The organism is Thioalkalicoccus limnaeus (assembly GCF_041197575.1).
Taxonomy (GTDB): domain Bacteria; phylum Pseudomonadota; class Gammaproteobacteria; order Chromatiales; family Chromatiaceae; genus Thioalkalicoccus; species Thioalkalicoccus limnaeus.
In genome coordinates this window covers 46,529-73,378 of the sequence record NZ_JBDKXB010000003.1, presented here as the reverse complement: position 1 = coordinate 73,378, position 26,850 = coordinate 46,529, and the positions used below count along the sequence as shown (strand labels likewise).

The 26,850-nt window shown below is 66.0% G+C and carries 21 protein-coding genes and 1 riboswitch; of the genes, 14 read left to right on the top strand and 7 right to left on the bottom strand.

Going from position 1 to position 26,850, the window contains the following annotated elements; genetic code table 11:
* Positions 1-167: 167 nt before the first annotated feature.
* Together argS and ABC977_RS03345 are read left to right on the top strand one after the other, a co-directional pair.
* Positions 168-1,928 (top strand): arginine--tRNA ligase, encoded by a 1,761-nt coding sequence (gene argS, locus ABC977_RS03350; protein WP_369665822.1) that lies wholly within the window; start codon positions 168-170, stop codon positions 1,926-1,928.
* Between the two features lies 1 nt (position 1,929).
* Positions 1,930-2,541 carry an SPOR domain-containing protein gene (locus ABC977_RS03345; RefSeq protein WP_369665821.1) on the top strand — a complete coding sequence of 204 codons (612 nt, stop codon included), beginning with the start codon at positions 1,930-1,932 and terminating at the stop codon, positions 2,539-2,541.
* On the opposite strand, the gene ampD is transcribed toward ABC977_RS03345, so the two are convergent.
* The gene (gene ampD / locus ABC977_RS03340; protein WP_369665820.1) at positions 2,522-3,100 is read right to left on the bottom strand and encodes a 1,6-anhydro-N-acetylmuramyl-L-alanine amidase AmpD; all 579 of its coding nucleotides are present in this window, start codon (positions 3,098-3,100) and stop codon (positions 2,522-2,524) included. The two genes, ABC977_RS03345 and ampD, sit on opposite strands and share 20 nt — an antisense overlap.
* 374 nt (positions 3,101-3,474) lie before the next feature.
* Here ampD and ABC977_RS03335 point away from each other — a divergent pair, with 374 nt between their 5' ends.
* The 4 genes from ABC977_RS03335 (at position 3,475) to ABC977_RS03320 (ending at position 9,582) form a co-directional block, all read left to right on the top strand.
* The gene (locus ABC977_RS03335; protein WP_369665819.1) at positions 3,475-5,523 is read left to right on the top strand and encodes a DUF1631 family protein; all 2,049 of its coding nucleotides are present in this window, start codon (positions 3,475-3,477) and stop codon (positions 5,521-5,523) included.
* 226 nt (positions 5,524-5,749) lie between these two features.
* Positions 5,750-6,631 (top strand): carboxylating nicotinate-nucleotide diphosphorylase, encoded by an 882-nt coding sequence (gene nadC / locus ABC977_RS03330; RefSeq protein WP_369665818.1) that lies wholly within the window; start codon positions 5,750-5,752, stop codon positions 6,629-6,631.
* 79 nt (positions 6,632-6,710) lie between these two features.
* Positions 6,711-6,828: riboswitch (TPP riboswitch) on the top strand.
* Between the two features lie 148 nt (positions 6,829-6,976).
* Complete coding sequence (gene thiC, locus ABC977_RS03325; protein WP_369665817.1) at positions 6,977-8,866, top strand: phosphomethylpyrimidine synthase ThiC; 1,890 nt, start codon at positions 6,977-6,979, stop codon at positions 8,864-8,866.
* 113 nt (positions 8,867-8,979) lie between these two features.
* Positions 8,980-9,582 (top strand): SprT family zinc-dependent metalloprotease, encoded by a 603-nt coding sequence (locus ABC977_RS03320; protein WP_369665816.1) that lies wholly within the window; start codon positions 8,980-8,982, stop codon positions 9,580-9,582.
* Positions 9,583-9,788: 206 nt separating this feature from the next.
* Here ABC977_RS03320 and ABC977_RS03315 read toward each other — a convergent pair whose 3' ends face one another.
* Positions 9,789-11,081, bottom strand: coding sequence for a ribonucleotide-diphosphate reductase subunit beta (locus ABC977_RS03315; protein WP_369665815.1), 1,293 nt, complete (start codon positions 11,079-11,081; stop codon positions 9,789-9,791).
* A 92-nt stretch (positions 11,082-11,173) separates the two neighbouring features.
* Positions 11,174-12,235 (bottom strand): SAM-dependent methyltransferase, encoded by a 1,062-nt coding sequence (locus tag ABC977_RS03310; protein ID WP_369665814.1) that lies wholly within the window; start codon positions 12,233-12,235, stop codon positions 11,174-11,176.
* A gap of 245 nt (positions 12,236-12,480) precedes the next feature.
* On the opposite strand from ABC977_RS03310, the gene ABC977_RS03305 reads away from it, so the two are divergent.
* Complete coding sequence (locus ABC977_RS03305) at positions 12,481-12,606, top strand: hypothetical protein (protein WP_369665813.1); 126 nt, start codon at positions 12,481-12,483, stop codon at positions 12,604-12,606.
* Between the two features lie 126 nt (positions 12,607-12,732).
* Here ABC977_RS03305 and topA read toward each other — a convergent pair whose 3' ends face one another.
* The 4 genes from topA to ABC977_RS03285 all read right to left on the bottom strand — a co-directional run bounded on the left by topA (position 12,733) and on the right by ABC977_RS03285 (position 18,156).
* Positions 12,733-15,087, bottom strand: coding sequence for a type I DNA topoisomerase (topA, locus tag ABC977_RS03300; protein WP_369665812.1), 2,355 nt, complete (start codon positions 15,085-15,087; stop codon positions 12,733-12,735).
* Positions 15,088-15,240: 153 nt separating this feature from the next.
* Positions 15,241-15,717, bottom strand: a complete 477-nt coding sequence (locus ABC977_RS03295; RefSeq protein ID WP_369665811.1) for a Smg family protein — start codon at positions 15,715-15,717, stop codon at positions 15,241-15,243.
* A gap of 72 nt (positions 15,718-15,789) precedes the next feature.
* Entirely contained in the window at positions 15,790-16,896 is a 1,107-nt protein-coding gene (gene dprA / locus ABC977_RS03290) for a DNA-processing protein DprA (RefSeq protein ID WP_369665990.1), read from the bottom strand.
* Positions 16,897-16,959: 63 nt separating this feature from the next.
* Positions 16,960-18,156 (bottom strand): LysM peptidoglycan-binding domain-containing protein, encoded by a 1,197-nt coding sequence (locus ABC977_RS03285; protein WP_439849153.1) that lies wholly within the window; start codon positions 18,154-18,156, stop codon positions 16,960-16,962.
* Positions 18,157-18,261: 105 nt separating this feature from the next.
* On the opposite strand from ABC977_RS03285, the gene def reads away from it, so the two are divergent.
* From def to trkA, 7 genes are all read left to right on the top strand, one after another.
* Positions 18,262-18,798 carry a peptide deformylase gene (gene def / locus ABC977_RS03280; RefSeq protein ID WP_369665809.1) on the top strand — a complete coding sequence of 179 codons (537 nt, stop codon included), beginning with the start codon at positions 18,262-18,264 and terminating at the stop codon, positions 18,796-18,798.
* A gap of 76 nt (positions 18,799-18,874) precedes the next feature.
* Positions 18,875-19,810: a methionyl-tRNA formyltransferase gene (gene fmt, locus ABC977_RS03275; protein WP_369665808.1), complete on the top strand. Its 936-nt coding sequence runs from the start codon at positions 18,875-18,877 to the stop codon at positions 19,808-19,810.
* Positions 19,803-21,152: a 16S rRNA (cytosine(967)-C(5))-methyltransferase RsmB gene (gene rsmB, locus ABC977_RS03270; protein WP_369665807.1), complete on the top strand. Its 1,350-nt coding sequence runs from the start codon at positions 19,803-19,805 to the stop codon at positions 21,150-21,152. The genes fmt and rsmB overlap by 8 nt, the downstream gene beginning before the upstream one ends.
* The gene (locus ABC977_RS03265; protein WP_369665806.1) at positions 21,149-21,712 is read left to right on the top strand and encodes a DUF4390 domain-containing protein; all 564 of its coding nucleotides are present in this window, start codon (positions 21,149-21,151) and stop codon (positions 21,710-21,712) included. The genes rsmB and ABC977_RS03265 overlap by 4 nt, the downstream gene beginning before the upstream one ends.
* A complete protein-coding gene (locus tag ABC977_RS03260) occupies positions 21,694-23,997 on the top strand; it encodes a sensor histidine kinase (protein ID WP_439849149.1) in 2,304 nt (767 codons plus the stop codon). Before ABC977_RS03265 ends, ABC977_RS03260 begins: the two co-directional genes overlap by 19 nt.
* Entirely contained in the window at positions 23,994-25,361 is a 1,368-nt protein-coding gene (locus ABC977_RS03255) for a sigma-54-dependent transcriptional regulator (protein ID WP_369665804.1), read from the top strand. The genes ABC977_RS03260 and ABC977_RS03255 overlap by 4 nt, the downstream gene beginning before the upstream one ends.
* 82 nt (positions 25,362-25,443) lie before the next feature.
* On the top strand, positions 25,444-26,817 hold the full coding sequence (trkA, locus tag ABC977_RS03250) for a Trk system potassium transporter TrkA (RefSeq protein ID WP_369665803.1): 1,374 nt from the start codon (positions 25,444-25,446) through the stop codon (positions 26,815-26,817).
* Positions 26,818-26,850 lie beyond the last annotated feature (33 nt).

Genomic DNA, 26,850 nt, shown 5'->3' with positions numbered 1-26,850 from the left:
GATCCAGCGTGTCCCAGGGGGTGCGGATGCCCCGCCATGTTCGGTCACCTCGGCGACCGAACATGAAGCAATGCGGAAACCGCATTGTCGTTTTGCGTCGCGAAGATTGCCCGGATGGCCCTTCTTCGAACTCCCCCTAAGTTCCGCACCGCTCGATAACGGTATCCATGAAGAAACAGATCCAGGATCACCTGACCCACGCGCTTCGGCGGCTGGTCGAGGACGGGACCCTGCCCGCGTCGGAGCTTCCGACGCCGCAAGTGGACCGGACCAGGGACCCGAGCCACGGTGAGTACGCAACCAACTCCGCGTTGGGATTGGCAAAGATCGCACGCATGCAACCGCGCGCGCTAGCCGAGCGACTCGTGGCCGCGTTGCCCGAAACGCCGGGGGTCGCCCGCGTCGAGATCGCCGGTCCGGGTTTCATCAACTTCCATCTCGCCGCGCATGCCTACCGCAGGATCGTGCCGACCGTGCTGGCCGCCGGACCCGCTTATGGACGCAGCCAGCTCGGCGCCGGCCAGCGCGTGCAAGTGGAATTCGTGTCTGCGAACCCGACCGGTCCCCTGCACGTGGGCCACGGCCGCGGCGCCGCCTATGGCGCCGTGGTCGCGGATCTCCTGGCGGCGGTCGGCTTCGACGTACACCGCGAATACTATGTCAACGATGCCGGCCGCCAGATGGACATCCTGGCGACATCGGTCTGGCTGCGTTACCTCGAGCTCTGCGGCGAGACCCTGGACTTTCCGAGCAATGGCTACAAGGGCGACTATGTCTGGGATATCGCCGCTGCGCTGCATCGCGAACACGGCGATGCGTACCGCCAGGATGCCGCGGCGCTCTTTCGCGGTATACCGAGCGACGAGCCGGATGGCGGCGACAAGGAGGCGCACATCGATGCGCTGATCCTGTGCGCCAAGCAGGGGCTCGGCGACCATCGCTACCGCTATGTCTTCGAGCTCGCGCTGAATACGATCCTCGACGACATCCGCGATGACCTGTCGTTGTTCGGCGTCGACTATCAGGAATGGTATTCGGAACGGTCACTGGTCGAGAGCGGTGCCGTTCAGCGCGCGATCGAGCGGCTCCGGAGCAATGGCCATGTCTACGAGCGGGATGGCGCGCTCTGGTTCCGCTCGACGGCCTTCGGCGACGAGAAGGACCGGGTCGTCGTGCGCGAGAACGGGCAGCCGACCTACTTCGCGTCGGACATCGCCTATCACATGGACAAACTGGAACGGGGCTTCGCGCGGGTCATCGACATCTGGGGGGCCGACCACCATGGCTATGTGCCGCGGGTCAAGGCGGCCCTGAGCGCGCTCGGCGACGACCCGAGCCGGCTCGATGTGCTGCTCGTGCAGTTTGCGATCCTCTACCGGCAAGGCGAGAAGGTGCAGATGTCGACGCGGTCCGGTCAGTTCGTCACGCTCCGCGAACTGCGCAAGGAGGTCGGACGCGATGCCGCTCGCTTCTTCTACGTGATGCGCCGCTGCGAGCAACACCTCGACTTCGATCTGGACCTGGCGAAATCCCAATCGGCCGACAACCCGGTCTACTATGTGCAGTATGCGCATGCACGCGTCTGCAGCGTGCTGCGGCAGGCCGCCGAGCGCGCGATACCGATCGACCCGACCCCCGGCGAGCGCAACCTGGACCGGCTCACCGAACCACAGGAACAGGCGCTGCTGCGCTTGCTGTCGCGCTATCCCGAGGTCGTCGAGGGTGCCGCGGTCGCCGCCGAGCCACACCAGATCACGCATTTCCTGCGCGAGCTCGCCAATGAGTTCCACGCCTACTACAACGCCCATCAATTCCTGGTCGATGACGAGCCATTGCGCGATGCACGGATCAAACTGATCCTGGCCACCCGGCAAGTGCTGCGCAACGGTTTGGAATTGCTAGGTGTTTCGGCCCCCGAGGCGATGTGACATGACCATCGATTACCGGCGCGGCGCACCAAGATCCCTGACCGTGAAACGCCGCGAGCCACGACCCTGTTTCTTTTGGTTCATGTTCGGCGGCCTGATCGGCGCCGCGAGCGTCGGTCTGGTCTGGACCGCGAAGACCCAGCCTCCGGGCAGCGAAGATGGGCCGCCACCCCAGACCGCGCAAACCACACCGCCGAGTTTCCATTTCTGGGACATCCTGCCCGAGATCGAGGTCGTCGTCCCGAACGAGGCCATGTCCGCGGCGACCCCGCCGCCGGCCCTTCCGCCTCGGCCACAGCCCTTGACGGTGCAGGAGACGCCGACAACCCCACCCACCGCGACGCAAGACCCGGCGCCGGCTCCGGCGTCACCGACCGCGGAAAGCTACCTGCTGCAGGTGGCCTCCTTTCGACGCCCGGCCGACGCCGAGCGGCTTCGGGAGCGTCTTGCGGCACTCGGCATCCAGACCCATATACAAACGGTAACGATCAACAACCAGGACACCTATCACCGGGTGCGCACCGGGCCCGTCGCCGGACGCGATCAGGCCAATCAGATCCGCGACCTGTTGAATCGCCACGGACTGGAAAGCATCACGATCCGGGCTCAATAGCCAACTGCCGACGCAACCGCGCCCAGTCGAAGGAGGGCCCCGGATCGGTCTTGCGACCCGGAGCTATATCGCTGTGGCCGACGATCCGACCCCAGTCGATGCGCGGACAGCAGGCGAGGATCTGGCGGATCGTGCCGACCAGCACCCTGTACTGGGCCGCCGTGTAGGGGACCTCATCGGTCCCCTCCAGCTCGATGCCGATCGAAAAATCGTTGCAGGCCCGGCGACCGGCGAACAGGGATTCCCCGGCGTGCCAGGCCCGCTGCCACAAGCCGACGTATTGGATCAGGGCGCCATCCCGCCGGATCAGCAGATGAGCCGAGACCCGTCGGTTCGCGATTTGGCGAAAGAACGGGTGCACCGAGGGATCCAGCCGATTCAGGAACAGGTCGTCGATCCAGGGACCACCGAAGTGGCCTGGCGGCAAGCTGATGTTATGAATCACCAGCAGGTCGATGGATTGGCCGACGGGACGGGCGTCTTGGTTCGGCGAGGGTCGGGGTTCGGCGTCGGGTAGCCAGCCATCGTTCAGGGGACCGCGGAACGCTGTCGGGTTCATGGTCGTCAAATCCGGTCGGTCGGCGAAATTTGGTCGAGCGGTCCGGCGCGACCTATCATTGCCGTATTCCAGAGATCGCTGGACGACGGAAAATCCCAGGCGAGGCCGCCTCCATGGCCTCGCGATTGTCGAGTGTTTACCGCCTGGCTGCAATCCCCGCTGGTCGCCGCTGGGATTCGCCGGTAGCGCATGGCGGGCCGTTCCACCGGATGCGCGAGCGGCCTGTCTTTCGACGCTTGGCCGAGCGAACGGCCATTGGGGCATCCGACGAATGCGCGACAGGGTGGGCAGATCGATGATCGAGACGGAGTAGGTCCCGGTTCATGAACGACCCGACGTCAAGCGGGCGGTTGCATGCCTCTGGCGCGTGGCGCATGGAGCGGTCCACCGATGGTTTCTATCGTGATCTAATGGGGCTGTTCGATGGTTTCCTCGACCGGCTGGGCGACACCCTGTCCGAACTGGCCGACCGAGCCGCCACCAATCATCAGGCCAGCAGCTACCTTCAAGCGATGCGGCTGGTCCGCCGATACCGTGACACCTGTCGTGACGCCTTTCGCGATAGCTTGAACCGGCACGCCGAGCGGCTGGCCCGCGGCCGATCTTGGCCAGCTGCTGAACTTGGTCCCGAGCCAGACGACATGAGCTTGATCGGCATCGCCGAACTCGAGGAAACGCTCGCGATCCAGAAGCTGGTCGCGGAAGCGGAAGATCGCTACCGCGACCTGTTGCAGGCGCTGAGCGCTGGGCTCGCCGAACCCTTGAACCGCAAGACCCTGCCCTTGACGGTCAATCCTATCGGCCCGGCGGTGATCGGCGCGGCCTTGCGGCGGTCGCTGGCGGAGCTCACCGGTATCGATCCGCTCGTCAAACTGGACCTGTACAAGCTGTTCGGCACCCAGGTCATGGAGCGACTCGCCCAACCTTATCGCGACTGTCTGGCTCGAACCCCCGGAGGCGAGCACAGGGGGCTCGGACGCGCCCTGTCTGGTCGGCCAGGCCCGACTCGATCCCGCCCCGGGGAAACCTCCCGGCCCAAGCCTGATGCACCAGCGCCGTCCGGCGTCGTGCCTTTCGCGACACTGCGACATCTGCTCGAGGAACGACGCCCCCGTGTCCCCGCGGGGCGCCTCGAGGTCGCCGTCGAGACCGGCGAACTGCTCGCCGCACTGACGCGATTACAGCGGAACCCGGTCGCCGACCTCGAGATGACCGACCAGCTCCGTCTCTGGGTCGATCAGGCCTTGGGACTCGATAGCAGCCGAGCCACGGATCGCGGACTGGGACCGGTCGACGAAACCACGTTGCAGCTGGTCTTTCTGCTGTTCGAGCATCTGTTGTCGGACCCGATGCTCCCGGATCCGATCAAGGTCCTGATCGCCCGGCTGCAAATCCCAACGTTGAAGGTGGCATTGCTCGACAAGTCCTTCTTCGATGACCCTCGGCATCCGGCCCGCTGTCTTCTGAACCACCTCGCCCAAGCCGCCGTCGGCTGGACCGACGATGGGGACCGCTCGGCGCGAAGCCTGTTCGGTCGTATCGAGTCGATCGTGGAACGGATCATCGGGGACTTCGGCCAGGACCTGTCGCTGTTCGCGGAACTCGATGCCGAATTGGCCACCGATCTGGCACGCGAGGCCGAGTTGGCTCGCACCTGGGAGACCAAGGCGCGGCAGAAGGCCGAGGTGAAGGCTCACAATAGCGCCGCGGAACAGGCCGTTACCATAGCGATCCGCCAGGAACTGCAAGGCTACCGCAATGTTCCCCAGGCGCTGGCCGCGCTCTTGGAAGAAGGATGGCTACCAGTCCTGCGCGCCATCTACCTGCGCGATGGTCCAACGAGCGAGGCTTGGAACGAGGCACTCGCGATGAGCAGTCGACTCTTGTGGAGCGTGTGCCCGAAGTACACCGCGGAGGAACGACGCGAGCTTCTCCGTGCGATCCCGCCGATGCTCCGGCAACTGCGCCTGGCATTGGCCGCACAGGTGCCGGACCAGCATAAGATCGCGCGATGGTTCAAGGAGCTGCAAGCGCTGCACATGACTGCGTTGCGCGGCGACGGCGACACGGTCCCCGCCCGGGACGCGAGTGCGGCGGAACCGGGCCACGAGCGTGCCCCAAGCACACCGGACAGACCTGAGGCCGAGGCGGCATTACCGGAACCCCTTCCCAGATTGATCCCCGGCACCTGGATTCAGCTCGACCGCGACGAGGATGGGAAGGTCAGAATGAAACTGATCTGGTTGACCGCCGACCGGCAACGGCTGTTGTTCGTCGACCGACACGGGCGCCGGGCGATCGAACTCGCTGTCGACGAGCTGGCTGAATTGATCCGCAGCGGGCTTGCGGTCATCGTCGGGCACCAGGACGACATCATCGTCGATCGTGCCGTCGCCGCCGTCCGGGAAGCGATCGAGACGTAGGCGATGTCAGTCAAGCAATGCACCACCTCGCTGGTCTCGTCGCCCGCCCGTCGTGTCGTGCCGTCGCCGCCGTCCGGGAAGCGATCGAGACGTAGGCGATGTCAGTCAAGCAATGCACCACCTCGCTGGTCTCGTCGCCCGCCCGTCGTGTCGCACCGACAGCCGCATAGACCGGTTATGATCCTGTCGGCGCTTGTTGAAGGCAAACGCCTCCGAGGTTTACTCCATGCCCCCTTTTGCACAGACAGAAACCATCGACCCCGAGCGACGCGAGCGTCACCTGCCGCCGGCCGAGCTAATCGCCGCGCAGGTGCGACTGGCGCTGGACGAGGATCTCGGTCGCGGCGACCTGACCGCCGCGTTGATCCCGGCCGATCAACGCTCGCAGGGCGAGGTCGTCGCCCGCGACGAGGCGATCCTATGCGGCGGGGCCTGGTTCGAGACCGTCTTCCGGCTGCTCGACCCACGCATCGAGATCCGCTGGACGGCCGGCGACGGCCAGTCGGTCGCCGCCGGCCAGACCCTGTGCCGGCTGGCGGGGCCGAGCCGCGCGCTGCTGACCGGCGAGCGCACGGCGCTGAACTACCTGCAGACCCTGTCCGGCACGGCGACGCGGGTACGCCGCTATGTCGAGGCCCTGGCCGGGCTGCCGGTGCGCCTGCTGGACACCCGCAAAACGCTCCCCGGCCTCCGCGTCCAGCAGAAGTACGCGGTCCTCTGCGGGGGCGGACACAACCACCGACTGGGTCTATTCGATGCGATCCTGATCAAGGAGAACCACATTCGCGCGGCCGGCTCGATCACCGCGGCCCTCGCGGCGGCCCGGGCGCTGCCGTACCAGGTCCCGATCGAGATCGAGGTGGAGTCGCTCACCGATCTCGAAGAGGCGCTCGCCGCCGGCGCGCCGCGCGTCCTCCTCGACAACTTCACACTGCCGCAACTGCGCCAGGCCGTCAACCTGAACGCCGGCCGCGCGCGGCTCGAGGCCTCCGGCGGCGTCACCCTGGCTAGCATCCGCGCCATCGCCGAGAGCGGCGTCGACGACATCTCGGTCGGTGACCTGACCAAGGACGTGACCGCCGTCGATCTGTCGCTGCGCTTCCTGTGATGCACCCGAGCCCGCTTGCACCTGGATTCGTCCGCCCCTTTGGTTGAAAACCCCGGCCCCTTGCGCTAGCTTCCGTTGTGAGTCCTGCTGGGGGTGCCCACGCCGAGGGCGAGCGACGGATCCCGCGTGGCGCTGAGAGAGACCCTTGGAACCTGATCCGGGTAATACCGGCGCAGGAAAGGCGGGCGTGATCGGATCCTCGTTCCGCGGCCAGGCGAGCGCGCGATCCTCCGATTCGGCGCCCACGGCCCTCCCCCAGTCACTCAGAACAGCGAATCAGCCTGCTACCGGCCGAGGTCGCCTGGGGCGACAACGCCTAGGCCCCCGATCCAACGAGGAAACCAGATGAGCGCCATCGCCGCCGCCTTCGTCCAGTCCACGGCCCGACTCTCGGACGAGGTTACCCAGCCTTTCCCCGGCTCCCGCAAGGTCTATGTGCCGGGATCACGCCCCGACCTGCGCGTGCCGATGCGCGAGATCGTCCAAGCCCCGACCAAGACCCGGACCGGTCACGAGGACAATCCGCCGATCTTCGTCTATGACACCTCCGGTCCCTACACCGACCCGCACGCATCGATCGACCTCCTGCGCGGCCTACCGGCGCTGCGCGCGGCTTGGATCGCCGAGCGCGGGGACACCGTGCCCCTGCCCGGCCCGACGTCCCGCTTCGGCCAGAGCCGCCAGCAGGATCCGGCGCTTGCCCACCTGCGCTTCGCGCACATCCGGCCGCCGCGACGCGCCAAGGCCGGGAGCAATGTCACGCAGATGCACTATGCGCGCCGCGGCCTCATCACGCCGGAGATGGAGTTCGTCGCGATCCGCGAGACGATGCGTCTCGCGGAACTGCGCCAGGATCCCCGCTACCGACGGCTGTTGCGGCAACACCCCGGCCAGGCCTTCGGGGCACGGATCCCGGAGACCATCACCGCCGAATTCGTCCGCGCCGAGGTCGCCGCCGGCCGTGCGATCATCCCGGCCAACATCAATCATCCGGAGCTCGAACCGATGATCATCGGCCGCAACTTCCGCGTGAAGATCAACACGAACATCGGGAATTCCGCGGTCACCTCGTCGATCGAAGAGGAGGTCGAAAAGATGGTCTGGTCGACGCGCTGGGGCGGCGACACCCTGATGGACCTGTCGACCGGCCAGCACATCCACGAGACCCGCGAATGGATCCTGCGCAACGCCCCGGTGCCGATCGGCACCGTGCCCCTGTACCAGGCGCTCGAGAAGGTCGACGGCCGGCCCGAGGAGCTCACTTGGGAGATCGTCCGCGACACGCTGATCGAACAGGCCGAGCAAGGGGTCGACTATTTCACGATTCACGCCGGCGTCCGGCTGCGTTACATCCCGCTGACGGCCGACCGCGTGACCGGGATCGTCTCGCGCGGCGGATCGATCCTGGCCAAATGGTGCCTGGCGCATCACCAGGAGAACTTCCTCTACACCCATTTCGACGAGATCTGCGAGATCATGAAGGCCTACGACGTGGCCTTCAGCCTCGGCGACGGGCTGCGCCCGGGGTCGATCGCCGATGCCAACGACATAGCCCAGTTCGCGGAGCTCGAGACCTTGGGCGAACTGACCCGGATCGCGTGGAACCACGACGTCCAGGTCATGATCGAGGGCCCCGGTCATGTGCCGCTGCAGATGGTCAAGGAGAACGTCGACAAAGAGTTGACAGATTGCTTCGAGGCCCCCTTCTATACGCTGGGCCCGCTGATCACCGACATCGCCCCGGCCTATGACCACATCACCTCGGGGATCGGCGCCGCGAACATCGGCTGGTACGGCACCGCGATGCTCTGCTATGTCACGCCGAAGGAGCACCTGGGCCTACCGAACAAGCAGGACGTCCGCGATGGCATCATCACCTACAAGATCGCCGCGCACGGCGCCGATCTCGCGAAGGGTCTGCCCGGCGCCCAGCTGCGCGACAATGCCTTGTCGAAGGCCCGTTTCGAGTTCCGCTGGCAGGACCAGTTCAATCTGTCGCTCGACCCGGAGCGAGCGCGCGCCTACCACGACCAGACGATGCCCCACGAGGCCCACAAGGTCGCGCACTTCTGCTCGATGTGCGGCCCCAACTTCTGCTCGATGAAGATCACCCAAGACGTGCGCGACTACGCGGCCAGCACAGGACTCGGCGAGCAGGAGGCATTGGAGAAGGGCTTGCGGGCCAAGGCCGCCGAATTCCGCCAAGCCGGCGCCGAACTCTACAAGGAGGTGTGAAGGGCACCGCCCCCCACTGCGCAACCGACGGCTCACGCACCGAAGCGGTCGCGCGGGCTCACACCGACGGGGTGTCGGCGCCGCCGGCGCCCTGTCACCGAAGGATCGAGGCCATGACCACGACCGACCCGAGCGCCCACGACGAGCGGCTGCGCCACCTGGTCGCGCTCGCCACCGGCGAGACGCGGCGCCTGATCGGAGTCGGCCTCGCGGCGCGGCCGGCGTCCGCTGGCGAACGCTGGTGGGGGCGCGCTGCCGACGCGTGGTCGAGCGAACCGCCCGCGATCCGTTTCGACCTGCTCGGACAGAGTGCCGGCCAGTTCCGCGTGGATAGCCAGGGCCGCAGCACAATCCGCTACAACCCGATCCTGTTGCGGCGTTACGGCGAGGCGTTCGTGCACCGCACCGTGCCCCACGAGACCGCGCACTATCTAGCCTACCGTGTCCATGGCCGCCGGATTCGCCCCCATGGCCCGGAATGGCAGGCACTGATGCGTGCGCTAGGCGCCGAACCGACCCGTTGCCACGACTACGACGTCAGCGATCTGCGCGCCAGGCGGATGCGCTATCACCACTATCATTGCGCCTGCCGCGACCATCGCCTGTCGAGCATCCGTCGCAACAAGGTGCTGAACGGCGCTCGCTACCTGTGCCGGTATTGCGGCGAGGCCCTACGCCCCGGTCCGCACCCCGCGCCCGAGGCCGCCGCGCCTTAGAAACAACGCACCCAGAGTGCATCTGGTGCGCCGTGCACCACGGCCGGAATCGCTGCGCCGCGCCTGGTTGCGGCGAACCAAGCCGCCATGAGGGCCACCCGTCATGACCTTTCCCACACTCCGCCTCGATGACATCATAGCAGCTTGCCTCTTGCTCACCGGGGCTGCCTGGGCGACGCGCCCCGAGATCGACAACGAACACCCCTTCAGTCCCAATTCAGCGCTCCGCCCGTCTGGTACTCGGTGACGCGGGTCTCGAAGAAGTTCTTTTCCTTCTTCAGATCCAGCACCTCGGACATCCACGGAAAGGGATTGGTCGCCCCGGGGTATTGCTCGGGCAGACCGATCTGCGCGCAACGGCGGTTGGCGATGAAGTGCAGGTACTCGGTGAACATCGACGCGTTCAAGCCGAGCACGCCGCGCGGCATCGTGTCTTGCGCGTATTGGGCCTCCAACTCGACCGCCTCGCGGATCATGCCGGCCAGTTCTTGCTGGAAGGATGCCGTCCACAGGTGCGGGTTCTCGATCTTGATCTGGTTGATCACGTCGATGCCGAAATTCATGTGCATCGATTCGTCGCGCAAAATGTACTGGAACTGCTCGGCGGTGCCGGTCATCTTGTTGCGCCGGCCCATCGACAGGATCTGGACGAAGCCGACGTAGAAGAAGATGCCCTCGAAGACCACGTAGAAGGCGACGAGTTCGCGCAGCAAGCGCTGGTCATTCTCCGGCGTTCCGGTGTGGAAATGCGGGTCGGCCAGGTGCTGGGTGTAGGGCAGCGCCCACTCGGCCTTCCGCGCGACCGCCGGCACCTCGCGATACATGTTGAAGATCTCGCCCTCGTCGAGACCTAGGCTTTCGACGACGTATTGATACGCGTGCGTGTGCAGCGCCTCTTCGAAGGCCTGGCGCAGCAGGTACTGGCGGCATTCGGGGTTCGTGATGTGGCGGTACACGGCCAGCACCAGGTTATTCGCGACCAGCGAATCGGCCGTCGAGAAGAACCCCAGGTTGCGCTGGATGATGATGCGCTCGTCCGCGGTCAGCCCGGCCGGATCCTTCCACAACGCGATATCCGCGTGCATGTTGATCTCCTGCGGCATCCAATGGTTCGCGCAGGCATCCAGGTATTTCCGCCAGGCCCAATCGTACTTGAAGGGCACGAGCTGGTTCAGGTCGGCCCGGCAGTTGATCACACGCTTGTCGTCGACCCGCACGCGCCCGGCCCCGAGCGTCACCTGCTCGAGCCCGGTCGCGCCGCCGGCCGCTTCGGGCACGGGCGACACGGGTCGCAGCGAAGCGGCGCCGAACGGCTCCGAGCGGCCCGCGAAGGGGTCCGGGGCGACACTGGGCGCAGCGCCGGCGGTCGCCATCAGGCGTTCGTTCGTGACGAGACCGGTTCCAGGACGCACCGGATCGCGCTCGGCGCTCGGCGGTGGCGGTCGGTTCGCGGGGGCCGACGGGTTCGCCTGGATCAGTGGATCATCCCAATTCAGCATTCTGCTCCCCTCGTGTGGTGACGCCATGGCTGGCAGGAATCGATGGTCCCTCGATGGCCGGCACGGGCCGGCCGCGCGGCGCTACGGCCGGATCAGCCGATATCTGCTTGGTCGGCGCGGCCGAGCAGATAATGGCCGACATACCACTCCTGTCCCCGACGAAAGCCGAAGAGTTCGGCGCAGGCCATCAGGAAGAGCCGCCAGCGTACCCACCAGAGGGCCGCGTCAGCGGCGCCGTAGGTCCGTTCCAGGATCGGCCAGATCTGGGCACGGCGGGCGTCCATCTGCGCCAGCCACGCATTCAGCGTGCGCTCGTAGTGGCGACCGTTCAGGCACCAGAAATCGCGGATTCGCAGATGGTCCGGAAAAAGGAGCGGCAGGTCGGCGCTCGGCATGATGCCGCCGGAGAAGAAGTAACGGCCCATCCAATCGGTCGGTCCCTGTTCCTCGAAGAGGTAAGGGTGAGCGCGATGACAGAAGATGTGCATGAAGAACCGGCCGTCCGGTTCCAGCCAGTCGGCGACCCGCGCATAGAGCCGGCGATGGTTGCGGATGTGCTCGAACATCTCGAGCGACACGATCCGATCATAGCGGGTCGGCGCCGCGAAATGGTTCATGTCGGCAGTGATCACGGTCAGGTTCCCCAGATGACGGCGCGCCATCTCGGACTCGATGAAGCCTCGTTGCCCGTGCGAGTTCGAGACCGCCGTCACCTGGCAATCGGGAAAATGGCTCGCGACCCATAGGCTGAAGGAACCCCAGCCGCAACCCAGATCGAGCACCCGCATCCCGTTCACGATGCCGGCCCGCTCCACGGTCAACTTGAGCGACGCCTCCTCGGCGACCGCCAGATCCGCGACCCCGTCCGGCCAGTGACAGCAACTGTACTTGCGCCGCGGCCCCAACATCGCCTCGAAGAATTCGGGCGGCAGTTCGTAGTGCTGGGCATTGGCCTGATCCGGGACCTCGGCGATCGCCGAGGCATCCATCCGCGCGACGAAGGCCATCTTGTGCCGGGCCGCGGCCTCGCAATCGGCCGTCGGCAACTCGGCAAGCCGCTGACGCAAGAGATCGCGGATCCCCCAGCGCACCAGCGCATCGGGCACGAGTCCGCGTTCGATCCACGGAATAACCTGGGCTTTGATACGGCTCACCGGTCATGACTCCTTATGCGGGTGATGATGCGGTTGTCTAATCACGGCGGTCATCCGTTGCCTGCGTGGTCAGGAGCAACCGCTCTCGAGCAACCGAGGTTTGCCACCGGTCACCGGCATCATGCGACAATCGATCGCCGGATTCGGACGAGGCCAGATCAAGGGTCACTCGGAGACCTCATCGCTGGCCGACGCGCCGGTTTTCTTTCGGGCCGCGAGCCCTTTGCACAGCGAGGATTCTCCAAATGTTATCCGCACTCTTCATCCTGGCCATCGGCATCATCATCGGCTGGAATTGGCCGCAACCGCCTTGGGCGCGCGACATTCAGGACAAGGTCGTGACCTGGGTCAGGTCGCTCTTCTCAAAGTAGGGTCCGTTCCGGGCACCGCAACGGGCGCTCGGCACACCGCGTGCGCCCGCGGCGATCCTCGGGCGTTCCGCGCTTGCGATCAGGTCGCGCCGACGAACCGGCGCCGGCACGCGCCGGGCTGGCGGCTCATGATGAGGTCCGTGCACGACGGCGGCGCGGCGCGGAAGCCTGGACATCTGGCTCCGGTACGGCCGTTGGCTCTTGTTCGGCCGAGGGCGCCGTGTAGCCGCAGTCCTTCTGCGGGCAGACTTTCGTCTCGCCCCCACCGCGTGCCACCTTCTTCGTCAGAATCGCCCAGCCGCAGTTCGGGCAGGGCTCGGCGAGCGGTTCGTTCCAGACCGCATAGTCGCAGGTCGGATAGGTCGAGCACGAATAGAAGATCTTGCCGCGCCGCGACTTCTTCTTCTGCAGTGTGCCGCGATTGCACTTGGGGCAGGTGACACCCGTATCCTCGGGGCGTTCGAGCGGTTCGATATGTTTGCAGGTCGGATAGGCGCTGCAACCGATGAAGCGTCCGAACCGGCCGCGTTTCACATGCAGCGCCGAGCCGCATTTGGGACACGCGCGATCGGCAACCACCTCCGGGGCCTCGGGCTCGGCCTTGTCGCTGCCGAGATCCCGCGTGTAATCGCAGGCCGGATAGTTGGTACAGCCGATGAAGCGGCCATGGCGGCCAAGGCGGATCGCCAGGGCCGAACCACACTTCGGACATGGTTCGTCGATGCGCTCCTGGGTGACGTCGCTGCGCTTGACATTCTCCTCCGTGTAATGGATCCGTTCTTTGAAGGGCCGCCAGAACTGTTCGAGCAGCGGGATCCAGTCCCCTTCGCCGCGCGCGACCGCATCGAGTTCGTCCTCGAGCTTGGCCGTGAAATCGTAGTCGACATAAGACGCGAAATGGTTGGTCAGGAAACGATTGACGACCCGACCGACATCGGTCGGGATGAACCGCTTCTTCTCCAGTTGCACATACTCGCGCTCCTGCAGCGTCGAGATGATGCTGGCGTACGTCGAGGGCCGGCCGATGCCGAACTCTTCGAGCGCCTTGACCAGGGTCGCCTCGCTGTAACGCGGCGGCGGCTCCGTGAAGTGCTGTTCGGGGCGCAGCGCTACGAGATCGACGAGATCCCCCTCGGCGAGCGGTGGCAGCATCCGTTCCTCATCGTCATCGGCCGTCTGCTCGTCGTCGCGACCCTCGAGGTAGACGACCATGAAACCAGGCTCGGCGACGGTCGAGCCGGTCGCCCGAAACAGGTGCCCGCCGCCGGGCGTGAGATTGACCCCAACGGTATTGATCAGCGCATGGGCCATCTGGCAGGCGAGCGTGCGCTTCCAGATCAGTTCATAGAGCCGGAACTGATCGTTGGTCAGGTGCGCCCTCAAGGCGCCGGGCTCGCGCCGAATCGAGCTCGGCCGGATCGCCTCGTGCGCCTCTTGGGCGTTCTTCGCCTTGGTCTTGTAACGCCTCGGCTGCGACGGAACCTGCTCGGCGCCATAGCGGTCGGCGACATAGCCGCGGATCTCGGTCAACGCCTCCTGCGCCAGATGGACCGAGTCGGTCCGCATGTAGGTGATCAAACCGACCGCCCCATCGCCGACGTCGACGCCTTCGTAGAGCTGTTGCGCGATGCGCATGGTCCGCTGCGCCGTGAAACCGAGCTTGCGCGCGGCCTCCTGTTGCAGTGTCGAGGTAATGAAGGGGGGGGCCGGAAAACGCTTGCGCTGCTTGCGCTCGACCGCAACGACCCGCAGATGCCCGGCAGCGGCCCGCTCCAGCGCCCCGGTGACCTCGGCGGCACGGTCGCCGTCGGTAATGCTGAACTGCTCGAGCTTGTCGCCGGCGAATTCGATCAGCTTGGCGACGAAGGGTTTGGTGTCCTTCGCCAGATCGGCCTCGACCGTCCAGTATTCACGGCGGACGAAGGCCTCGATCTCCTGTTCGCGCTCGACGATCAGCCGCAGCGCCGGGCTCTGCACGCGACCCGCCGACAGACCGCGCCGCACCTTCTTCCACAGCAGCGGGGACAGGTTGAAGCCGACCAGGTAGTCGAGCGCGCGGCGCGCCTGCTGAGCATTGACAAGTTCAATCGACAGGCGGCGGGGATGTGCGACGGCATCCTGGACCGCGCGCTTGGTGATCTCGTTGAAGACGACCCGATGCACGGGCTTGTCACCGAGCTGGCGACGACCCTTGAGCAGCTCGTAGAGATGCCAGGAGATGGCCTCGCCTTCACGATCCGGGTCGGTCGCCAGATACAGCGCCTCGGCATCCTTGAGCCGACGAGCGATCCCCTGGACATGCTTTTCGCTGCGGTCGATGACCTGGTACAGCATGCGAAAACCCTGGTCCGGATCGACCGCGCCCTCCTTCGGGACCAAGTCCCGCACATGGCCGTAGGACGCCAGTACCTCGAAGTCGGGACCCAGGTACTTCTTGATGGTCTTGGCCTTGGCGGGTGATTCGACGATTACCAGATTCATAGTCGCGCGGCATGGCTGATGGGGCGCCTAGGAGATACGATCCCGGTCTCGGACGTCAAGGGGGCGGCCCAATCGAGACCGACCGATCGAGATCGAGACCCGGTAGGGTCGCTCGGCACCGAACGCCGCGCCGCCGGGCGCGCGACCGGGGCACTAGTGCAGGTAGGGCGGGATCTCGCAGTAGATCAGGTCTTCCATCTGCGTATAGGCATCCTCGCGGCCGGGTCGGCTCATCAGGACCAGCAACACGACCCATTTGAGTTCTTCGATCGTCAACTGCGGCTGTTCCAAAGCCAGTGCCCGCTCGATCACGAACTCGCGGCTGACTGGGTCCAGGATCCCGGCCTGCTCGAGGAACAGCAGCAGACCGCGGGCCTCGCAATCCAGCTTTGCGATCTCGGCCGTCGTGAAGACGCGCATCGACCCCCCGCGACAGGCCCGATACGCAGCGGTGCGCGTGCCAGTGGCGAGATCATCGAGCCAGCGCAGGGCCTTGCGAACCTCGACCTGCGTGAAGCCAGCGTGCGTCAACTCCGTTTCCAGTTCGCCTTGATCGACCGGTGCCGCATTCTCCCCATCCATGTAGTTCTCGTACAGGTAGATCAGGACTTCGACGGTGTTCTCGTACATCCAGGGACCTCGAGACAAATACGAACCGCCATCGACGCGCGATGGCATCGGCCAAGCCGACCCGCGCGGCCCTCAACAGGATTCGCTATCGCGACCCGAGGTCCGGCAGTAGCGGCCTCCTGGACAGGATGATACATGACCTTCGAGCTCTAGCAACAAGAGCATCGAGGCAATCCTAGCGGACGGCAAGCCGGTGCGGGCGATCAATTCGTCCGGCACGACAGGATCGTATCCCATCGCCGACAGCAAGCCTTGGTGTTGTTCGTCGAGCGGAGCCAACGTCGGAGCGGAAGCGGCCCCATCCGCGCCACGGGATGGTGCAACGCGGACCTGCGTCATAAGCCCGCTCAGCTGCGGGGCGATCTCGACGAGCACGTCCTCGGCGCACTCGACGAGCGTGGCCCCCTGGCGGATGAGCCGGTGACAACCGCGGGCTCGCGGATTGCGGATCGAGCCGGGCATCGCGAAAACCTCGCGCCCCTGCTCGCCAGCCAGGCGGGCGGTGATCAAGGAACCGCTCCGCTCCGCAGCCTCGGTGACCAGGACCCCGAGGCTCAAGCCGCTGATCAGGCGGTTGCGACGCGGGAAGTGATGGGCTTGTGGGCCGGTACCGGGTGGATACTCGGTCACCAAGGCACCCTTTTCGGCGATCCGGTGGGCAAGCCGTCGATGCGTCGCCGGATAGACGCGATCCGGCCCGGTGCCAAGCACCGCGATGGTAGGACCGGCCTCGAGAGCCCCCTCGTGGGCCGCGCCATCGATCCCGCGGGCGAGACCGCTGGTGACCACAAGACCCCGACCGGCCAGCTCGCAAGCCAGTTGTCGCGTGATCTCGAGGCCCTGTGGAGTCGGGGTGCGACTGCCGACGATCGCCACCTGCGGATCGCTCAACAGCGTCGGATCGCCGCGGCAGTAAAGCACCAAAGGCGCATCGGACAGCTCGGCCAGCTGGGGCGGATAACGCGGATCGTCGCGGGTCAGAAGATGGCCACCGGCCTGCTCGGCCCATTCGATCGAGGCCGAGATCCTGGCCAGATCGGGGCGCTCGATGGCCGCGCCGATCTCACGCGCCAGCCCCGCCCTGGCCAAATCATCGGCGCCGGCAGCGACCAGTTCGGACGCTGTCCCGTACCGGGCCAGCAAGGCGTCGAGCGCGCGGCGTCCAAGCCCCGGCGTCATCGCCAGGACCAGCCACGGGAAACGGCGATCCTGTATCGTCGGCGCCGACACCGGAAGCGCCGCTCAGGTTTCCGGGGCGCTGACGCTATCCTGGACGTTCATCGCCCGTTCGGCGCTCATGACCAGCGCAAAACTGACTTGCGGAAACACCCTGAACACCATGAGCGTGCCAGATCGTTCGTAGGGCACGACATAGGTCGCCGCGGGCCGCCTGACCTCGACGTGCAGAGGAAAGGGCGTGTTGGCATCCGGCCTGTCGCGTCGCCACCCGATCACCTGGTGGTCGCCATACCAGAACTCCGTCGACAATGGGGTCTCGCTGCGCACATCACGCCAGCGCGGGGCACCGGCGAGCACCTGGTCGGGCCGTTCGTAGCCACCCTGATACACGTCGAAGACGTGGCCCCGCTCGACCCCCTGTTCGGAACCGCGATTCAGCACGACGATATTGTATTGCCCGATCTGGGAGACACCGTTGAGGACCGCGATGATGCGTCCCCGGAGTGCCGGCGGCGCCGGTCGCGGGATGAATTGGCGCAGGGCCTCGGTCTCGTCGGCCGGGACCAGCCGGTCGCCGATCGCGACCTCCATCATCGAACGGCGCACCCGCAGCCTTGCCGGATCGCCCGGACGCTCCAGCTCGACATTCGCGACATGGGCCGCCTCGTAGCCGAGCACCCGGCCCGTGTCGGGATCGCGATAGGCCTGACCGGACCGCACGACCAGGAACTGCTCGATCTCCCGTGTCGTGATCGCGCGAACATAGATCGAATCCCTGACACCACCGACGATATGCTCGTCGGGGAAGCCGACGACATAGGGCGCCTGGTCGAGATCACGCTCGCCGGTTACCTGGACGCGGGTCAAAAAGGGGGCAATGACATTGGCCGGTATCGTCGGAATCGGCTCATCGAGGGCCTCGACCCGGACCCTCGGGGTCAGCCTGACCGTGCGCAGGCGCCCCGACTCGACGCCGATGCGCGGTCGGCCGTCACGATAGGTCAGCACGAGCACGTCACCCGGGTAGATCAGGTCCGGATCGGCGATGTCCGGATTGGCGTCCCAGATCTCGCCCCACCGCCAGGGCTCGCGGAGGAAGCGCCCGGCGATGTCCCACAGCGTATCCCCGGCGCGGACGACGTAGCGCTCCGGATGGTTGGGGTGCAGTCTCTCTTCGGCCGAGACACCCGCGGCGACCAGTGCCAGCAGAATCCCCAGGGCGAGCCCGCGCGGACAGAATCGACGGATCGGGGCCATAATGCACTCCGGCTTGAGTCGAAAGAGGATTCACCCGCCCCCATGCTCGGGTGTACCATGCGATATTAGCCCAGAGATCAACGCGGGTTCCAGCCCGCGACCAGACCCATGGCCAAGTTACAGATACTGACATTCCCCGATTCCCGTCTGCGCCGACAGGCCAAGCCCGTCACCGAGGTCGACGACAGCGTACGGCGGCTCGTCGATGACATGCTGGAGACCATGTACGAGGCCCCCGGCGTCGGCTTGGCGGCGACTCAGATCAACGAGCCCTGGCAGATCATCGTGATCGACGTATCGGAGGAAAAAGACACACCGATCTGCCTGATCAATCCACGGATCCTGAGCAAGGAGGGCGAGGGCCTGATGGAAGAGGGATGCCTGTCGGTCCCTGGCTATTTCGAGCCGGTGACGCGAGCCGAACGGATCCGCGTCGCAGCGCTCGATCGTGACGGTCGGCCGTTTGAACTGGAGGCCGAGGGGTTCCTCGCGGTCTGCATTCAGCATGAGATCGACCATCTCGATGGCAAGTTGTTCGTCGATTACATCTCGAGCCTGAAGCGCCATCGGATCCGCAAGAAGCTCGAAAAGGACCGCCGTCAACCACCGCCGGCCCAGCGCCCGGTGGCCCGCCGCGCCATCTGACCCATCCGCGGCCGGGGCCCTTCGGCCGACCGGAGCACTATTGCGACGTCCGCTCCATCCACGGCGGCCACGACACATGCAGGACATTCGAATCATCTTCGCCGGCACGCCGGACTTCGCGGTTCCCACGCTCCGGGCCTTGATCGAGAGCCCGGCGCGCGTGGTCGCGGTCTATACACAACCGGATCGGCCCGCCGGGCGCGGCCGTCGCGTCGCAATCAGTGCCGTCAAGCAGACGGCGCTGGCTCATGACCTACCGATCCGTCAGCCCACCTCGCTGAAGGACGCCACTGCGGTCGCCGATCTGGCGGCGTTGGAGGCTGATCTGATGGTCGTGGTCGCCTATGGGTTGCTGCTGCCGACGAGGGTCCTCGCGGCCCCGCGCCTCGGCTGCATCAACGTCCATGCCTCGTTGCTGCCGCGCTGGCGCGGCGCGGCACCGATCCAGCGCGCGCTGCTCGCGGGTGACCGCGAGACCGGCATCAGCATCATGGCGATGGAGGCGGGGCTCGATACTGGCCCCGTATACCTGACGCGTACGACCGCGATCGCACCGCGCGAAACCGGAGGCAGCTTGCATGATCGGCTGGCTCAACTCGGGGCCGAGGCGCTGATGGCTGCGCTGCCGGACATCATCGATGGCCGCCACCACCCGATCCCGCAGGATGACGACCAGGCCACCTACGCGAAGAAGCTGACCAAGGAGGAGGCAAAGATCGACTGGCAACACCCGGCACAGGCCATCGAGCGGCAGATCCGGGCCTTCGACCCCTGGCCGGTCGCCCATACGAACCTGGCTGGTGAGACCTTGCGCATCTGGGACGGCGAGGCCCTTGATTTGGCGACCGATGCGCCGGCCGGTTCGATCCTCGCCGCCGCTGCCTCGGGCATCGATGTCGCCACCGGTGACGGGGTCCTGCGCGTGACCCGCGTCCAGGCTCCCGGGCGGCGCCCATTGCCCGTTGCCGCCTTCCTGAACGCCGGGCCATTGCGCGGAGATCGGTTTGGCTGAAGCCATCACAGGCCTAGAAGAACCCACCGCCGGTGCCGAGACCCGCGCATGCGCCGCCCGTGCCGTCCACGCGGTCCTGACGCAGGGACGCTCGCTGACCGACAGTCTAGCGCGGTTCGCCAGCGGCGGCCCCGAACGCGACCGGGCACTGATCCAGGAGCTGAGCTTTGGAACCCTGCGGATCCTGCCGCGCCTCGCGGCACTGGCTCGGCGACTCGTGCATCGACCGCTGGCGCCGAAGGACAAGGACATCGACGCCCTGATCCTGATCGGTCTCTACCAGCTCGCTGAGACACGGATTCCCGATCACGCAGCGGTAGCCGCAACCGTCTCGGCATCTCGTGCGCTCGGCAAGCCGCATACCGCAGCGCTCGTGAACGCCGTGCTACGCCGTTACCTGCGCGAGCGCGCGTGCCTCGAGCGGCAAGTGGCCGACGAGCCAGGCGTTCGCGACCTGTTTCCGACCTGGCTGCGCGAGGCCCTGGTCAACGCCTGGCCGGAGCACTGGCCGGCCATCCTCGCGGCGAGCAACGCCCCTCCGCCGATGACGCTCCGCGTCAACGCGATGAAGACCAGCCGTGCGGCCTATGCCGAGCAACTGGCCCAGGCTGGCCTTACCACCCGCCCCATCGCCGAGTCCCCGACTGGCTTGATGCTCGATCGGCCTGTCCCTGTCACCGCGTTGCCTGGTTTCGACGCGGGGCTCGTCTCGGTGCAGGATGCGGGGGCACAGTTGGCCGCCGATCTGCTGGACGCCCGCCCCGGCGAGCGCGTCCTGGATGCCTGCGCCGCCCCCGGTGGCAAGAGTGCCCACATCCTCGAGCGCAGCTGCAATCAGGTCGAACTGACCGCGATCGACTGCGACCCAGGGCGCCTCGATCGACTGCGCAGCGGCCTTGACCGACTGGGCCTGACCGCCGCGGTGATCGCGGTCGGTGACGCGGGCCAGCCTCAGCCCGACTGGAGCGACGGCCCCGCCTTCGATCGCATCCTGCTCGATGTACCCTGCACGGCCACCGGTGTCATCCGCCGCCACCCGGACATCAAGTGGCTGCGCCGACCGCAGGATCTGGCGCCACTGTGCGCCCGACAGGTTCGGTTGCTGGACGCGAGCTGGACCCTTTTGGCCCCCGGCGGACGGCTGCTCTATGCCACCTGTTCGCTGCTGCCGGACGAAAACGCCGATCAGATCGCGGCCTTCTTAGCCCGTCACCCGGACGCGATCGAGGAGCCGCTGCCCGACCATTGGGGTCTCGGTCTGCGCCATGGTCGTCAAACGCTGCCGACACCCCGCGGCCCCGATGGCTTCTATTACGCCGCCTTGCACAAGGCTCGACCATGACCCGCCGCCAACGACTGGTGGCCCTCGTCTGCGTCGGCTGGCTGCTCGCCATCGGGTTGGCCGCGCCGGTCGCCGCCTTTCAGGTCGAACGGGCCAGTACCCAGCTCATCGACGGGACTTACTGGCTTGACGCCTTCATCGATTTCCGTTTCACCGACCAGGCCTTGGAGGCCCTCGAGAACGGCGTACCCTTGACGATCGCGCTCCACACCCGAATTCGGCGCAAGGGGGCGCGGATCTGGGAGGAAAGCCTTTTCGATCAAGCGATCCACTACACGATTCGCTACAAACCCCTGTCGGAGCGCTACTCCGTGGAACCGCCAGCGGGCGGAGAGGTGCGCAGTTTCGTGACCCGAGATGCGGCGCTGCGGGCCTTGGGCACCGTGAGCCGGCTGCGGCTCATCAGCAACGAGCGGCTCGATCCGGACAGCCGATACCAGTTCCATCTCCGCGTCTCGCTGGACATCGACGCCCTTCCGTTGCCGCTGCGCCCGATGGCCTATCTGCGCCCCTCGTGGAGACTTCACAGCGGTTGGAGCAAGTGGCCACTCGAGCCTTGAGACGACTGGCGCGGACCGGCGCACTGCCAGCCGCCGTGCTGTTGGTCACGCTCTTCATCGCGCTGACCTTGATGAGCGACGCGGTGCAGAACTCCGAGGCCTTGAGCCGCGCCTTCGTCCCGCTGCTGATGCTGGTCCTGGCCGGCCTGCTGACACTGGCTACGATGGTCGGTTTCCAGGTCCTCGGACTCGTGCGCCGGTACCGCCGTCAGGCCGCCGGTTCGCGATTGACCGGGCGGCTCTTGCTGCGGTTCGCGCTGATTTCGCTGCTGCCGGTCGCGGTGGTCTACTATTTTTCGTTGAACTTCCTGTTGCGCGGCATCGACAGCTGGTTCGATGTCGAGATCGGCCGTGCGATGCAGGAGGCCTTGACATTGAACCAGGCCTCGTTGGACCTGAATCAACGCACGCTCGTCAAGTACACGGAAACATTGCTGACCGGGATCGAGGATCGTTCGTCGACCGCGCTGGCGCTGAGCCTTGGCGGTCTGCGGCGTCAGGCCGGCGCGATCGAACTGACGGTATTCGGACCGGCAGGCCAGATTTACGGCACGGCCAACGAGGACCCGACGCAACTGGTTCCCGACCTGCCCGAGCGGGAGATCCTGCAGGCGGTGCGCGCGGGGACCAATCATGTCGGTCTCGAGAGCCGAGGCAACGACAACGAACTCATCATCCGTGTACTGGTCCGCGACCCGGGCGGCCGACCGATGCAGCTGCAGGCGATCTTCCCGACATCGGAGCGGGTCGGCGAGCTCTCGGCCCGGCTCGAAGAGGCCTATAACCGGTACACCGAGCTGGCTTATCTGCGCGAATCGCTGAAGCTCAGCTTCTCCCTGACCTTATCCCTGGTCCTCTTGTTCGGTCTGATGGCGGCCTTGATCGCGGCCTTCTACACGGCCGGCCGTCTGGTCGCACCGATCGCCGACATCGCCCGTGGCACTCGCGCGGTGGCCGACGGCGACTACGAACAGCAATTGCCGACACCCAAGCATGAAGACGAGCTGGCCTTTCTCGTCGCCTCGTTCAATGAGATGACGCGACGCATCGCGAGCGCCCGCGACGCCGCCGACCGCAGCCAGCAAGCCGTCGAGGCGCAGCGCGCCTATCTCGAGACGGTCCTCGGCCGTTTGTCCTCCGGCGTCGTCGCCTTCGATGTCAGCCACCGGATGCGCACCGCCAACCCGGCGGCACGCCAGATCCTCGGGCTCGCGACGACGCCTGAAACGGCCCCGACACCCGACGAACTCGAACGCGAGTATCCATCCCTGGCGCCCTGGTCGGAGACGGTGCGGCGCCATCTCGATGCCGACGACGACTGGCGCACCGAGATCACGCTGAGCACGCGCGAGGGCCGCCAGGTCTTGATGTGCCGCGGCAGTCCGTTACGCCAACCCGGGGGTGAACCGAGCGGCCACGTCGTCGTGTTCGACGACATCACGACGCTGATCACGGCCCAGCGCGATGCCGCCTGGGGCGAGGTCGCGCGCCGTCTCGCCCACGAGATCAAGAATCCGTTGACGCCGATCCAGCTGTCGACCGAGCGGATGCGCCATAAGCTGCTGCCTACTCTGCCGGAAGGGGAAGCCAAAATCGTCGATCGCGCGACCCGCACCATCGTGCAGCAGGTCGAGGCGATGAAGCGCATGGTCAAGGACTTTTCGGAATATGCCCGTTCGCCGGCATTCGAGGCGACACCCTTCGTGCTGGACAAGCTGATCGCCGACGTGCTCGATCTGTACCGCAGCGCTGGCGGCCAAACGGCCCTGTTCGCCGCGCTCGGAACCGACGGGGCACGCATCAAGGGCGATCCATTGCGACTTCGACAGGTTGTCCACAATCTGGTAAAGAACGCGCAAGAGGCCCTCGATCAACAGCGCGACGGCTGGATTCGCGTCAGCACCCGCTGTCTCGCCGGGGACGAGGGAGGGATGCTCGAACTGTGCGTCGAAGACAATGGCCCGGGAATCCACGATAAGATGCTCGAACACCTGTTCGAGCCCTACACGACAACCAAGGCCAAAGGCACTGGCTTGGGCCTCGCGATCGTCAAGAAGATCATCGAGGAGCACGGAGGTATCATCTGGGCTGAGAACCTGGTGCCCGGAACACGAATCGTATCTCGATTGCCCGCGTGGCAGGACCTTAGCATCGACCAGCGCCGGCACGAATCGACGGTGCCCACCGAACCGGGCGATGTCCTGATCCAGCCGGATGCGCACGACCACGGAGATGGCGTCGTGCGCGGCCGGCGCAGCCGAGTGAGCCATGACGGAGAACCATGAGCGCTACGCACATCCTGGTGGTTGATGACGAGCCCGATATCCGGACCTCGATCCAAGAGATCCTCGAGGACGAAGGGTACGTGGTGGTGGTCGCCGAGAACGGCGAGGCGGCGCGACATGCGCTGCGTGAACGGCGGCCCGACCTGATCCTGCTCGACATCTGGATGCCGGATCGGGACGGCATCAGCCTGCTCAAGGAATGGGGCGAAGACGAGGACCTGCCGTGTCCGGTGATCATGATGTCCGGGCACGGCACCGTTGAAACGGCGGTCGAGGCAACGCGGCTCGGGGCCTACGATTACCTCGAGAAACCCTTGTCGATGGCCAAGCTGCTGCTGACGATCGAGCGCGCCCTCCAGGCCGAGCGGCTGCAGCGCGAAAACGTCGGACTCAAGCGCCGAACCCCGCTGGTGTTGGAACCGATCGGCCGCAGTGCCGCGATTCTCCGCTTGCGCGAGCAGGTGAAGCGAATCGCACAACACGACACCTGGGTCCTGATCACCGGCGAGGCGGGCAGCGGCCGCGAGACCCTCGCACGCTATCTGCACGCACAAAGCCCGCGCCGCGAGCGACCCTTCGTCGACTTGAGCGTCTCCGGCATCGCACGCGGCAATGCCGCTTACGAACTGTTCGGCAGCGAGACCGGCGACCACGTCCATTACGGCAGCCTGGAACAGGCCGCCGGCGGTACCCTGCTGCTCGACGAGGTCGCCGACATGGACCTCGAGGCTCAGGGCCAGCTGCTTGGCGCGTTGGATACGGGTTCGTTCCTGCGGGTCGGTGGGACCGAACCGGTGCGGGTCGAGGTGCGAATCATCGCCGTGACCCAGCGGAATCTCGAGGAAGAGGTCCGCGCCGGGCGATTCCGCGAAGACCTCTTCTATCACCTCAACGTGGTGCCGCTGCACGTGCCCCCGCTGCGCGAGCACAGCGAGGATGTCCCGGAACTGCTGAACTTCTACGTCGACTTCTTCACGAACCACGAAAAACTACCCTACCGGCGTTTCAGCGTCGGCGCGCAGAACTTCCTGCGCAACTACGGCTGGCCCGGCAACATCCGGGAGCTCAAGAATCTGGTGCAGCGCGTCCTGATCCTCGGGGCCGGTGATGAAGTGACACAGAACGAGGTCGAGACCGCGCTCGGCAGCCCGCAACCGACGCCGACCCAGCCACTCGAAGGCATGGTATCGTTCGACCAGCCGCTGCGCAGTGCCCGCGAGCTGTTCGAGAAGGCCTATCTCGAGTACCAACTCGAGAAACACGCGGCCAACGTCAGCAAGATGGCGAAGGAGGCCGGCATGGAACGTACTCACCTGTATCGCAAGCTGCGTTCGCTCGGGATCGAGATCAAGGAGCGTCGCTGACGATGATCCGGCGCTGCCACCGCCCGCCGCGACGACGACGACCGACCCGACCCGTTCGCCCCGCCGATCGGAGCGGCCTTTCGTGAAGATCCTCATCCTCGGGGCCGGCCAGGTCGGCTCATCCTTGGCCGCAAACCTGGTCCACGAGGCCAATGACATCACCGTCGTCGACAAAAAGGCCGAGCTGCTGCGCGCGCTGCAGGACCGTTTCGATCTGCGTACCGTGCACGGTCATGGCGCCCATCCGGACGTGCTGATCCGCGCCGGGGCCGAGGACGCGGACATGATCGTCGCGGTCACCGACAGCGACGAGACCAACATGGTCGCCTGCCAGATCGCCTACACGCTGTTTCACACACCGACCAAGATCGCCCGCGTGCGCGCGCCGAGCTACCTGAAGTTTCCGAAACTCTTCGGCAACGACGCGTTGCCGATCGACGTGACCATCAGTCCCGAGGCCGAGGTCACGAACCACATCCTGCGGCTGATCGAGCACCCGGGCACCTTGCAGGTCCTCGACTTCGCCGGTGGGCGGGTCCGGCTCGTCGCGTTGAAGGCGCATCACGGCGGCCCGCTAGTCGGCCAGGAACTGCGCACCCTGTACGAACGCATGCCCGACGTCGATGCGCGGGTCGCGGCCATCTACCGGCAGGATCGCGGGATTCAGCCCGATGGCGACACCATCGTCGAGGTCGACGACGAGGTCTTCTTCATCGCCGCCCCGATGCACATCCGCGCCGTCATGGGCGAGCTGCGGCGTCTCGAGAACCCCTACCGGCGCCTGATCTTCGCCGGCGGTGGCAACATCGGGACACGGCTGGCCAAGGCACTCGAGGACCATTATCGGGTCAAGCTCATCGAACGGGACCTGAACCGGTGCAAGCAGATCGCCGAACAGCTCGAGAAAACCATCGTCCTGCATGGCGATGCCTCGGACGAGGAGCTGCTGATCGAGGAGAACATCGACAACACCGATGTCTTCTGCGCCGTGACCCAGGACGACGAGGTCAATGTGCTGTCCGCGATGCTCGCCAAGCGGCTCGGCGCCCGCAAGGTGATGGCCTTGATCAACCGCCCGGCCTATGTCGATCTCGCGCAGCGCGGCGCGATCGATGTCGCCATCTCGCCGCAGCAGGCGACGATCGGCACCCTGTTGAAGCACGTGCGGCGCGGCGACGTGGTCATGGTGCATTCACTGCGCCGCGGGGCCGCTGAAGCGATCGAGGCCATCGCCCATGGCGACCGTCATTCGAGCAAGGTGGTCGGCCGGACGATCGACGAACTCAAGCTACCGAGCGGGGCCAGCATCGGGGCCATCGTGCGCGGTGACCGGGTCATCATCGCGCACCACGACACCCAGATCGAGGCCGAGGACCATGTGATCCTGTTCCTGCAGGACAAGCGTCGCATCACCGAGATCGAGAGGCTGTTCCAGGTCGGGATCACCTTCCTGTGATCGGGGCCCCACGGCGATGACGCGCGCTGGCCG

Coding starts and splice junctions, on each gene's coding strand:
- argS (WP_369665822.1), top strand. CDS start 168: ATGAAGAAACAGATCCAGGATCACCTGACCCACGCGCTTCGGCGGCTG.
- ABC977_RS03345 (WP_369665821.1), top strand. CDS start 1,930: ATGACCATCGATTACCGGCGCGGCGCACCAAGATCCCTGACCGTGAAA.
- ampD (WP_369665820.1), bottom strand. CDS start 3,100: ATGAACCCGACAGCGTTCCGCGGTCCCCTGAACGATGGCTGGCTACCC.
- ABC977_RS03335 (WP_369665819.1), top strand. CDS start 3,475: ATGGAGCGGTCCACCGATGGTTTCTATCGTGATCTAATGGGGCTGTTC.
- nadC (WP_369665818.1), top strand. CDS start 5,750: ATGCCCCCTTTTGCACAGACAGAAACCATCGACCCCGAGCGACGCGAG.
- thiC (WP_369665817.1), top strand. CDS start 6,977: ATGAGCGCCATCGCCGCCGCCTTCGTCCAGTCCACGGCCCGACTCTCG.
- ABC977_RS03320 (WP_369665816.1), top strand. CDS start 8,980: ATGACCACGACCGACCCGAGCGCCCACGACGAGCGGCTGCGCCACCTG.
- ABC977_RS03315 (WP_369665815.1), bottom strand. CDS start 11,081: ATGCTGAATTGGGATGATCCACTGATCCAGGCGAACCCGTCGGCCCCC.
- ABC977_RS03305 (WP_369665813.1), top strand. CDS start 12,481: ATGTTATCCGCACTCTTCATCCTGGCCATCGGCATCATCATCGGCTGG.
- topA (WP_369665812.1), bottom strand. CDS start 15,087: ATGAATCTGGTAATCGTCGAATCACCCGCCAAGGCCAAGACCATCAAG.
- ABC977_RS03295 (WP_369665811.1), bottom strand. CDS start 15,717: ATGTACGAGAACACCGTCGAAGTCCTGATCTACCTGTACGAGAACTAC.
- dprA (WP_369665990.1), bottom strand. CDS start 16,896: ATGACGCCGGGGCTTGGACGCCGCGCGCTCGACGCCTTGCTGGCCCGG.
- def (WP_369665809.1), top strand. CDS start 18,262: ATGGCCAAGTTACAGATACTGACATTCCCCGATTCCCGTCTGCGCCGA.
- fmt (WP_369665808.1), top strand. CDS start 18,875: ATGCAGGACATTCGAATCATCTTCGCCGGCACGCCGGACTTCGCGGTT.
- ABC977_RS03265 (WP_369665806.1), top strand. CDS start 21,149: ATGACCCGCCGCCAACGACTGGTGGCCCTCGTCTGCGTCGGCTGGCTG.
- ABC977_RS03255 (WP_369665804.1), top strand. CDS start 23,994: ATGAGCGCTACGCACATCCTGGTGGTTGATGACGAGCCCGATATCCGG.